This window comes from Pseudomonas sp. GM80 (genome assembly GCF_000282515.1).
GTDB lineage: Bacteria > Pseudomonadota > Gammaproteobacteria > Pseudomonadales > Pseudomonadaceae > Aquipseudomonas.
Genome location: NZ_AKJD01000062.1, coordinates 15224 through 25732 on the forward strand (window position 1 = coordinate 15224; position 10509 = coordinate 25732).

Consider the following 10509-nt stretch of genomic DNA (forward strand, 5'->3'; position numbering starts at 1 on the left):
GCGGACCGCAGTCTTACGACGGGAACAGCTCGGACAATTTCATCGACAGCATCATGTCGCCTTCAACGCGCAGTTTGCCGCCCATGAAAGCCTGCATGCCGTCGGTTTCGCCGCTGACGATACCTTTCAGGGTTTCGCTGTCCAGCACCAGTGTGCAGTTGGCGTCCGGGTTTTCACCTTCCTGGATATCGCAGGTGCCATCTTTGACGATCAGCGAGTACTGCTTGTCTTCGTCGGTGATGTTGAAACCGAAGACCAGATCCAGACCGGCAGCAGCGGCTGGGTTGAACTTGGCTTGCATTGCTTTTACGGCATCGGCTACGGAGGTCATGGTTCGATCCTTTCTTGGATAGTAGGCGCTGGTTGATTACAGCAAGGTTCACAGCTAACCGGACTCAACGAAAAGTGATGAGTTCCGGAGCCTTCAACAGCTGCAGATGTGCATGACTGTTAAAGGAGGCCAAAGCCACCTCGCGACCGCGGAACTTCAGCTGGTTGAGCGAGGTGTTGACGATTTGCCAGTTCAATTCAAAGGCCTGTCTGGCAGGCATCTGCGTAATGAGGTGGAGCAGGGCGGTGATGGTGCCGCCAGAGGTAAAGACTGCGATCTTCTGGTTTTTTTCAGCCTGTTCAAGGATTCGATGCAATCCGGCCTGGACCCGTTCAACGAAGCCCAGCCAGCTTTCCAGCCCTGGCGTGTCGTAAGTGCCGGCCAGCCAGCGCTCGATGATCAGGGCGAAAATACGCTGGAACTCGGCACGGTTCTGTGCGGCGTTGCGCAGGATGTCGAGGGCTTCCGGTTCGTCTTCCAGCATCGCCGGGAGCAGGGCGCGGATCACCGCGTCGGCATCGAATTCATTGAATGCGGAATCAGTCTCCAGCGTCGGCACTTTCAGGCCTTTGGCGCTGAACTGCTCAAGTGCGCTGGTGGCTGTGTGCTGCTGACGACGCAAGTCGCCGGCAATGCAGCGATCGAAGCTGAGCCCCAGTTCAGCCAGGTGCTGACCGAGGATTTCTGCCTGGCGCACACCGGTCGGCGACAGGACGTCATAGTCGTCTGCACCAAAAGAGGCCTGGCCATGTCGAATCAAGTAGATGCTGCCCACGTCCGCGTCATCCCGGTACGTTGAAGGTTGTGGCGAGGTTATGAGGATGATGGGTAGCTGTCAATGAAAAAACATACGCTTGTTTGAAATGCCCGTTACAGGCGTGTTGCCAGAGGTTTCACGGCTGGCCGACGAGCCGGCGCATGGGTATGCTGACGTCATCCCGCGTGTGTTGCACATCCGCGCATTGTTTTAAGGAGTCTCTGTGGAGTTTTTGACTGAATACGCCAGCTTCCTGGCAAAGACCGTGACCCTGGTGATCGCCATTCTGGTGGTGCTCGCCAGTTTTGCCGCGTTGCGCAGCAAGGGCCGGCGCAAATCGGCCGGTCAGTTGCAGGTCAGCAAGCTCAATGATTTTTACAAAGGCCTGCGCGAGCGTCTGGAGCAGACGCTGCTCGACAAAGACCAGCTCAAGGCTTTGCGCAAGGGACAGGCCAAGACCGAGAAAACCGAGAAGAAGCAGAAGAACAAACCTGACGCCAAAGCGCGGGTATTCGTGCTGGATTTCGACGGCGACATCAAGGCCTCGGCCACCGAAAGCCTGCGCCATGAAATCACTGCACTGCTGACCCTCGCCACGCCGAAAGACGAAGTTGTCCTGCGTCTGGAAAGTGGCGGCGGCATGGTTCACAGCTATGGCCTGGCGTCCTCGCAACTGGCGCGGATCCGTGAAGCTGGTGTGCCATTGACCGTGTGCATCGACAAAGTTGCTGCCAGCGGCGGCTACATGATGGCGTGCATCGGTGAGAAGATCATCAGCGCCCCGTTCGCGATTCTCGGCTCGATCGGCGTGGTCGCGCAGCTGCCCAACGTCAACCGCCTGCTGAAAAAGCACGACATCGATTTCGAAGTGCTGACCGCCGGCGAATACAAGCGCACCCTGACCGTGTTTGGCGAAAACACCGAAAAGGGCCGGGAGAAATTCCAGGAAGACCTCGATATCACCCATCAACTGTTCAAGAACTTCGTATCGCGCTATCGCCCGCAACTGGCGATCGACGAAGTGGCCACCGGTGAAGTCTGGCTCGGTGTCGCAGCGCTCGACAAACAACTGGTCGACGAACTGAAAACCAGTGACGAGTACCTGGCGGAGCGCGCGAAGAAGTCCGAGGTTTACCACCTGCATTACGCCGAGCGCAAAAGCCTGCAAGAGCGAATCGGCATGGCGGCCAGCGGTTCGGTGGATCGCGTGCTGTTGACCTGGTGGAGCCGCTTGACCCAACAACGCTTCTGGTAACGCTCGAAATCAAAAGATCGCCAGCCCTACAGATATCCCCATGTAGGAGCTGCCGAAGGCTGCGATCTTTTGATCTTAACCCCCCCCTCTAAGCGAATTTTCCTCGCCCATCGCGGAAACGTCCTGCATTTTTCTCGCCGCGCATCCTCTAGGTTAACGACTCCTGTAGCGATGCAAAGGATTGCAGAGAATGATGGAGAACGCAGAAACCCGCCGAAACAGGCATCAACAGTGGGCCCTCGAACTGGAAACCGCGTTGCCGCACAGCGCCACCCGGTTCACCAGCAACCTGATTGAAAGCCGCTGGGGTGCCGATATCGCGCCGATGACGTCGCAACTGGCGTATCTGCAATACGATTTTCGTGGTTATCCCGCGCTTGAAGGGATTCATCAGGGACGCCTCAAGAGGACTGAAAGTCTGCTTCACGCGGCCATGAGCAATCAGCAGACGGTCGGCGCCGGGCGTTTCGGTGAAACAGTATTTGGTCTGTACACCCCGCCTCCAGTGGGGCCGCGTATCAATATCGCCGACATCGATGAATCGGCGTTTCCCGAGGGCGGGCACGCGGACTATGAAGGCATCTACCGACAAACCATTCCCCAGCGTTACGAACCGCAAACGCAGCTCGCATTGCAGCCACACGCCTTCAAACGCTGGGTATGGACACTGGAACTCAAAAATCAATACAGCGCCTACGTCAAACAGGCCTGGCCGGCCGACGCCGACATTGAGACAGGCAACGATTTTCCTCTGAAAACCACAGTAAAGTTCGCCTATGTCTTGGCTGCTTACCTGCAACATCAAGAACAAACGCTGTCTGACGATGGGCTGAAACTGGCATTGCGCGGAGCAGGGCTGGATCCGCAACAATCCTGGGAATCACTCACCCTTGAGCATTTGCAAGGGCGCTTTATCGAGCCAAAGGACATCCAGTTCAGCCGCTTGCGCATCTATCGTTATGTCGCGACCGACATCTGGTGTTTCTCTCAACAGGGCCACGGTCGAAGGTTGCTCTATGTCCCCGGCAACTCGTCGCCCTTTCAGGAGTTCGCCGATGTTCAAGCGATGCGCCACTGGCTGACCGAGGTGGGGCGCAATTTCGACATGAGCAGCGCCCTGGCCGCGCACTTCATGGAGGATGATCGCGTTGACGGCGTTCTGCACGCCGGTGTGCTTACGGCCCTGCAAGGCATGGCGATATACCCGCGGCAACATCACCTGACCCCCTCCGCCGGTTTCTTCAACAACGATGGTTACTGGAAGCCGGCCGACTACGCCAATCTGGACAAGGTCGCTGAGGGCACGGATCCATTTGCGCAGATGGTGAGGGCGATGAAACAAGCGGCGCTCGCCAGCATTGCCACGATCCATGATGACGCCGAGGTCAATCGTCAGCAATTGAACGCAGTGGTCGAGCCGCTGGTGCAGTGGCTCAACCGATACGGGCCGTTGGCGCTATTGATTCCCGGAGGGGAAGGCTTGCTGGCATTGGCCGGTCTGATTGATGCCGGTTACGGGCTCGCCGAGACGGTCAACGCGACAAACACAACCGAACGTTCGCAGGGCATTACTCGAACCGTGTTCGGTGTATTGAACGCGCTACCGGTGCTGGCAGGGCAATTGATCGCTCACGCAGAACCCGCCATCGTAAAAAGCCTGCAAGAGGAGTCAGTTGCCGCGCGCCAGGCTGCGGAGCATTCTGCCGGGGTGGCCGAGCCCGGCGTAGCACTGTCGGTCGAAGAGCAAATTGCCTTGATGCAGGGTATCGGGCCAAGCATCGAGCGGTTCAGCAATCATGTCTTGCTGCAGATTCGCCATGTCAGTGGCGTGAGCGATGACGCTCTGCGCCTGATGCAGACTGACGGCCGAGTGCTCACGCCAATTTTGCAGGACACCATCAGCCGTTTCGCCATTGATCAGGATCTGCAAGAGGCCATCGATGCGCTCCCTGAATACTCGGCGCAGGCTCAACAACTGCAACGCACCCGAGCCGAAACCTTCCATCAGCGTCATGAAGCCCTGCAACAATCTGATAATTCCTGGGTCAGGCTGTTTCGCCAGCAATATCCGCAACTCCCCACGAGCGCGGTGGAGCAAATGCTTGACCGCTCAGGCGTGGACATCGCTGCGCCGCATACCCTCGCCGACAGCAAGCGTGTTTTCAGCCGGTTGGCTGATAAGGCGCAACAGTACGAACAACACTTTCGGGTCTGTCGAGCCTTTGAAGGGCTCTATCTGAAGTCGTCGATTAGTGCAGACAGCGATGTTCTGGTTCTGCATACCCTCGAGCGTTTGCCCGGCTGGTCGTCATCAACACGAATCGAAGTACTTGAGGGCGGCGCAGGTTCGAGGGTGATCGACAGTATTGGCATACCCTCCGCAGGCGTTAAAACGCAACTGGCCAAAACGTCCGGGATGGCGTTTGAGCAGCGCCTGCTCAATGTTCTGACAATTGAACAGCGCTCGGCGCTGGGGTTGCGCCTCGATCATGAACTGGCTGACCTTCGGGCGAAAATCCGATTGCACGCTTTAACACAACCCGAGCTGATGCTCGGACTGCGTCGGATGGATACGGGGGCTCACTTTCATTTCGCCGGGTTACGCGGCGGCGGTTTTCCCGCTACGGCCCACGACGCAGACTTTTCCAGACAGGTGATGAGGCTCCAGGTCAAAGAAATTTACCCGGCTGTTTCCGATGCTCAAGCCGACGATTTTTTGCGTGCGCTCGGCTCGGGGGCGCAGGTTGAACTGGATAGGCTAAGACTGCAAACGGCACAGTTGCGCAACGACATCACCGAGTGGATCGAAGACATCCACACGGACATCCATGACATGGATGTCGAATTACTGCCGGACAGCGAAGGCCTCGCACGGGGCATGAGTGCTGTCGAAATCGAAGAAGAAAACGATGCCCGCCTCGAAGTCCGGATGGACAGGGAGCGCGAAATTCGTTACGAGCTGGCCGAAGAGTTGATTGCCATTTGGCAAAAACGCAGTGGGCCTGAGAGCCGAGTGTATGAGGATGGCCGGTTTATCGGTTTTCACCTGGACATGGATTTCGATCCCATGCACAGCTTGCCGCAACTCAACGTCAAGTTTCGCGACGTCATTTCGCTATCGATGCCTGATTTTCAAGTGACCCAGCGCGGCAGTATCAATGGCTTTCTCGAATGCTTCCCGAACCTGCGCTGGTTGGGCATGAGGGGCGTCGATTTACGTCTTTTCAATGAACTGGCCCAGGAGGTTGGCAAATTGCCCCCCGCCATCAGCCAGATGAGCCAATTGGAGACGCTTGATCTGAGTTCAACCGGGTTGGTTTTAACGGATGAAACCGCCGGAAAAATCGCCGGGTTGAAGCGACTGCGTATCATCGACCTCAGTAGTAACCCGTTGGGCGTTGCGCCACTGCTGATGGGTATGCCTGAACTGCGCCAGCTCAAGCTGCGCGGCGCCGGCCTCACCGTGAGCCCTGTCGGCATTTTTGACTATCCCTACCTACGGCGTCTGGATCTGCGCGATAACCGACTGACCCGCATACCCGAAGCCGTGCGGCGACAGTCGGTGGCAGAGGGGAACGTGCTGCTGTCCGGCAATCCGCTGAGTGATCCCGACAGTTTGCGCTGGGTGGTGGAGCATCGTCAGCAAAGCGGCATCAATGTGTGGATGGGGATGCCGACACACACTGTGTTTCTTCCGGGGGCCTGGACGGCTGGATTATCGGCTGAGCGTGCGGAGCTGTTCAGCGCACGCTGGGAGCGGATAGCGGTCATGCCGGGGGGAGACCGACTCTTTGGCACACTTGGAGTGCTGACCCGTACAGCGGATTACATCGTTGATTATGTACCGTTGCAAAGTCGTGTCTGGCGGATGTTTGAGGCCATGGATGCTTCCCCCGCACTGCGCCGGTACCTGTTTCAGGATGTGCAATGGCCAGCGCTGGACGGTCAGGATCCGTTTGCCAGTTTTACTCGGCTTGAAGAAACAATAGCCACTTACATTGAGTCACCGGTGAAAAAACCAAGGCTTGATGGAGGGGAGCGATCATGAATACGCCTACTGCAATGACGCCCGAAGTGCTTTTGCGCGAATGGCGGCGACTGCAACAGCGTCAATTTTCAACGCAAAAAAAATCTGAAACCGGATCAGCTCCGGTTTCAGATTCGGGTGTTGCGGCTAACGCGGTTAGCGACGACGGAACAGCGGCAGCGGCTCGTCAGTGGCAGCCTGATAGGTCACCGAGAAGTCCTTGAGACCTTCAAGCGCTTCGTACGGGTCTTTATCAGGGCGCACGGCAAAGGCGTCGAAACCGCAGCGGTGCATATAGAACAGCTGGTCGCGCAGCACGTCGCCAATCGCCCGCAGTTCGCCTTTGAACCCATAACGGTCGCGCAGCAAACGGGCGTTGGAGTAATTGCGGCCGTCGGTGAATGCGGGGAAGTTCAGGGCAATCACCTGGAACTCAGCCACGTCTTCACCGATTTCTTCAGCTTCTTCGTCGGCGTCCAGCCAGACACCCAGGCCACCGTCGCGAGCCTTGAGCATGCGGCTGTGTTCACGCCACAGTTGCAACGGCACGATCAGATCGTCGCAGTTGCTGATCTCGTCGATGTTGAAATCCTTGGGCAGCAAGTGCCAGGTTTCGTCGACGACCTCGTTGTTCTTAATGATTCGCTGCATAGACGCGTTCCTTGAAGAGGTCGATGCCAATACGCTGATAGGTGTCAATGAAGCGCTCGTCTTCGGTACGTTGTTCAACGTACACGTCGATCAGCTTCGAAATCACGTCAGGCATGACTTCCTGAGCGAAGGACGGGCCGAGGATCTTGCCCAGGCTTGCGTCACGGCTGGCGCTGCCGCCGAGGGAGACCTGATAGAACTCTTCGCCTTTCTTGTCCACCCCGAGAATGCCGATGTGGCCGACGTGGTGGTGACCACAGGCGTTCATGCAACCGGAGATGTTCAGGTCCAGTTCACCAATGTCGAACAGGTAATCCAGGTCGTCAAAACGGCGCTGGATCGATTCGGCGATCGGGATCGACTTGGCGTTGGCCAGCGAGCAGAAATCACCGCCAGGGCAGCAGATGATGTCGGTCAGCAGGCCGATGTTCGGCGTGGCGAAACCGCCTTCACGCAGTTCGCCCCACAGGGTGAACAACTGGCTTTGCTCGACGTCGGCGAGAATGATGTTCTGTTCGTGCGAGGTGCGCAGTTGACCGAAGCTATAGCGGTCGGCCAGATCGGCGACGGCGTCCAGCTGCTTGTCGGTGATGTCGCCCGGGGCGACGCCGGTCGGTTTCAGCGACAGGGTCACAGCCACATAACCCGGCTTCTTGTGCGCCAGGGTATTGCGAGTGCGCCAGCGGGCGAAACCCGGATGCTCTTTGTCGAGATCGGCCAGTTGCGCGCTCTGGTTGTCCAGCGCCTTGTAGTCCGGGTCGACGAAGTGCTTGGCCACACGCTGCAGTTCGGCTTCGGTCAGTGTGGTCTGGCCACCGCGAAGGTGTTCCATTTCCGCATCGACTTTCTGTGCGAACACTTCAGGCGTGAGTGCCTTGACGAGGATCTTGATCCGCGCCTTGTATTTGTTGTCGCGACGGCCGTAGCGGTTGTACACCCGCAAAATGGCGTCGAGGTAGCTCAACAGATCCTGCCACGGCAGGAATTCATTGATGAATGCACCCACTACCGGCGTACGCCCGAGGCCACCGCCGACCAGTACACGGAAGCCCAGTTCGCCAGCGGCGTTGTGCACCGGCTCAAGGCCAATGTCGTGGACTTCGATGGCGGCGCGGTCAGCGGTCGAACCGTTGACGGCGATTTTGAATTTACGCGGCAGGTAGGCGAATTCCGGGTGGAACGTCGTCCACTGGCGGACGATCTCGCACCATGGGCGCGGGTCGATCACTTCGTCGGCGGCGACACCGGCGAACTGGTCGGTGGTGACGTTGCGCAGGCAGTTGCCGCTGGTCTGGATCGCGTGCATCTGCACGGTGGCCAGTTCAGCGAGGATGTCCGGGATGTCTTCCACCGCCGGCCAGTTGAACTGCACGTTCTGCCGCGTACTGATGTGGGCGTAGCCCTTGTCGTAGTCGCGGGCAATCTTGGCCATCATGCGCATCTGACGCGAAGTCAGTTGGCCGTAAGGCACCGCCACACGCAACATCGGCGCAAAACGCTGGATGTAGAGGCCATTTTGCAGGCGCAGGGGGCGGAATTCTTCTTCGCTCAGCTCACCTGCCAGATAGCGTCGGGTCTGATCACGGAACTGCTTGACGCGGTCCTCGATGATCCGCTGATCGTACTCGTCATATACGTACATATAAGTCCTGTTCTCAGGCTTGGGCCACTCGGAAAACGCTGCGTTTTCGCTTGCTGGAGTCCGAATTGTGCCTCTGCAATTCTGCGCGCACGGCCGCGCACTCCCTAACGGAGCCGGGGCAATATACCCGTTTGCAGTTATGCGCAAAAGTGATGTTTGAGTATATGTAAAGAACCAAATGGCCTAACGAGAATGGCTGTCAACTAATCCACATTTGTCGTGCGGACAATCATCGTCTTAACTGTGGTCGAGTCTTTCTGCAATCACCGATAAAACCGACAAGAGGCGATGCAATGAGCAATCCGACCAAGGCAAGAAAAAGCGATAGCAGTGTCGATGCGTGGGCCATTCTGTTCCTGATCATTTTGGTCGTAGGGACGGCGGTATTCTGGGTCAGTCATCAGTAAACGACCCATCCGGGCCCGCTTCCGACAGATTGTCGGACAAAAAACGGGATCAGGCATCAATAGCCGGTGGTTCGATGGCTATAATGCGCGGCCATTTTTCCCTGGGCCCGGATGACTCATGTTCAAGCGTTTGCACCTCAGTCTGCTGCTGTTCAGCGCGGCTTTTGCTACCGCTGCGCGAGCGGAGTCGGTGCTGTTTCTCAGTCCAGGCTCGACCGAGGAAGCGTTCTGGGTCAGCTATTCGCAATTCATGCAGGCGGCTGCGCGTGACCTTGGCATTGACCTGCAGATTGTCTATTCGCAACGTCAACCTGAACGGACCCTGGCCCAGGCTCGTGTGGCACTGCAGGGGGCGACGCGGCCCGACTACCTGATTTTCGTCAACGAACAATATGTCGCGCCGCAGATCCTGCGTCTGGCGCAGGACAGTGGGGTCAAACTGTTCATGGTCAACGCCGCGTTGACGGTCGATCAAGAGGCATTGATCGGCAAACGCAGTGACCGGATCGGCAGCCTGGTACCCAATGACGAGCAGGGCGGCTACCTGATGATGAAGGAGCTGATTCGTTTGCATCGGCCCGTGGCTGGCAATGAGTCGATTGAAGTACTGGCCTTCTCCGGCCTGAAGATCACCCCGTCGGCGCAACTGCGTGAACACGGCATGCAGCGGGCCCTGGCCGAGCATCCACAGGTGCGTTTGCGGCAACTGGTCTACAGCGGCTGGACGCAGGAGCGCGCCTATGAACAGGCCAAGCAACTGTTTGGCCGATATCCGAATGTTTCGCTGGTGTGGTCGGCCAATGATGAAATGGCCTTCGGGGCGATGCGCGCGTTTGCCGAGACCGGCAAGGTGCCCGGCAAAGACGCCTTGTTCAGTGCGGTCAATACGTCACCGGCGGCGTTGCAGGCATTGGTTGACGGCCGCCTCAGCGCATTGGTCGGCGGGCATTTCACGCTCGGTGGCTGGGCATTGGTCGAGTTGCACGACGTCGAGCAAGGCGTGGATCTGAATCGCTACGGCGGCCGTGATCGACAGATCCCCTTGCTGCAACTGATCGACAGCGCCCACGCGCGAAAACTGCTTGCCATGGGTGAATCGCCGAACTACGGGGTGAATTTTCGCAAACTCTCGGCAAAGGATCGGCCGGCGTCCTATCGCTACCCGTTCAATCTGCAAACCCTGATGCGCTGAACGCCATCAGACACCGGCGAAATGCAGCACCAGTTTGACGATGGCAAACAGCGTCAGGGCGAACACTGCCGTGAACAAAATACCCAGCACCACGAAATGGCTGGGCTTGCCGTGGGTGAAATCCCTTGCCCGGTTCTTGCCACTTTGCACCCCGAACGCCGCTGCCATGACGCTGTGCAGCATCTGCCAGAAGGTCGGCGGTTTATTGTCGACTGGATCGTCCATAAATCCCTCGTCATCACAGTGT

8 protein-coding genes are annotated in these 10509 nt (G+C 57.8%); 3 read left to right on the top strand and 5 right to left on the bottom strand.

The window, feature by feature from the left end; genetic code table 11:
- Window positions 1–13: 13 nt before the first annotated feature.
- Both PMI37_RS10035 and PMI37_RS10040 read right to left on the bottom strand, forming a co-directional pair.
- Window positions 14–331: an SCP2 sterol-binding domain-containing protein gene (locus tag PMI37_RS10035; protein WP_007912567.1), complete on the bottom strand. Its 318-nt coding sequence runs from the start codon at window positions 329–331 to the stop codon at window positions 14–16.
- Window positions 332–395: 64 nt separating this feature from the next.
- Window positions 396–1106, bottom strand: a complete 711-nt coding sequence (locus PMI37_RS10040) for a histidine phosphatase family protein (protein ID WP_008080461.1) — start codon at window positions 1104–1106, stop codon at window positions 396–398.
- Window positions 1107–1311: 205 nt separating this feature from the next.
- Between PMI37_RS10040 and sohB the strand changes: the two genes are divergently transcribed.
- Together sohB and PMI37_RS10050 are read left to right on the top strand one after the other, a co-directional pair.
- Window positions 1312–2343, top strand: a complete 1032-nt coding sequence (gene sohB, locus PMI37_RS10045) for a protease SohB (RefSeq protein WP_008080462.1) — start codon at window positions 1312–1314, stop codon at window positions 2341–2343.
- A gap of 190 nt (window positions 2344–2533) precedes the next feature.
- On the top strand, window positions 2534–6391 hold the full coding sequence (locus PMI37_RS10050; RefSeq protein WP_008080463.1) for a dermonecrotic toxin domain-containing protein: 3858 nt from the start codon (window positions 2534–2536) through the stop codon (window positions 6389–6391).
- 135 nt (window positions 6392–6526) lie between these two features.
- On the opposite strand, the gene PMI37_RS10055 is transcribed toward PMI37_RS10050, so the two are convergent.
- Window positions 6527–7021 (bottom strand): DUF934 domain-containing protein, encoded by a 495-nt coding sequence (locus PMI37_RS10055; RefSeq protein WP_008080464.1) that lies wholly within the window; start codon window positions 7019–7021, stop codon window positions 6527–6529.
- Window positions 7005–8663 carry a nitrite/sulfite reductase gene (locus PMI37_RS10060; protein ID WP_008080465.1) on the bottom strand — a complete coding sequence of 553 codons (1659 nt, stop codon included), beginning with the start codon at window positions 8661–8663 and terminating at the stop codon, window positions 7005–7007. The genes PMI37_RS10055 and PMI37_RS10060 overlap by 17 nt, the downstream gene beginning before the upstream one ends.
- Before the next feature lie 525 nt (window positions 8664–9188).
- Between PMI37_RS10060 and PMI37_RS10065 the strand changes: the two genes are divergently transcribed.
- The gene (locus PMI37_RS10065) at window positions 9189–10262 is read left to right on the top strand and encodes an ABC transporter substrate-binding protein (protein ID WP_008080466.1); all 1074 of its coding nucleotides are present in this window, start codon (window positions 9189–9191) and stop codon (window positions 10260–10262) included.
- Window positions 10263–10268: 6 nt separating this feature from the next.
- Here the strand turns inward: PMI37_RS10065 and PMI37_RS10070 are convergent, their stop codons facing one another.
- Window positions 10269–10487 carry a DUF2970 domain-containing protein gene (locus tag PMI37_RS10070; protein ID WP_008080467.1) on the bottom strand — a complete coding sequence of 73 codons (219 nt, stop codon included), beginning with the start codon at window positions 10485–10487 and terminating at the stop codon, window positions 10269–10271.
- Window positions 10488–10509 lie beyond the last annotated feature (22 nt).

Bases quoted from the DNA above. Each gene is read 5' to 3' on its own strand.
- PMI37_RS10065 (WP_008080466.1), top strand. From the start codon at position 9,189: ATGTTCAAGCGTTTGCACCTCAGTCTGCTGCTGTTCAGCGCGGCTTTT.
- PMI37_RS10060 (WP_008080465.1), bottom strand. From the start codon at position 8,663: ATGTACGTATATGACGAGTACGATCAGCGGATCATCGAGGACCGCGTC.
- PMI37_RS10055 (WP_008080464.1), bottom strand. From the start codon at position 7,021: ATGCAGCGAATCATTAAGAACAACGAGGTCGTCGACGAAACCTGGCAC.
- PMI37_RS10035 (WP_007912567.1), bottom strand. From the start codon at position 331: ATGACCTCCGTAGCCGATGCCGTAAAAGCAATGCAAGCCAAGTTCAAC.
- PMI37_RS10070 (WP_008080467.1), bottom strand. From the start codon at position 10,487: ATGGACGATCCAGTCGACAATAAACCGCCGACCTTCTGGCAGATGCTG.
- PMI37_RS10050 (WP_008080463.1), top strand. From the start codon at position 2,534: ATGATGGAGAACGCAGAAACCCGCCGAAACAGGCATCAACAGTGGGCC.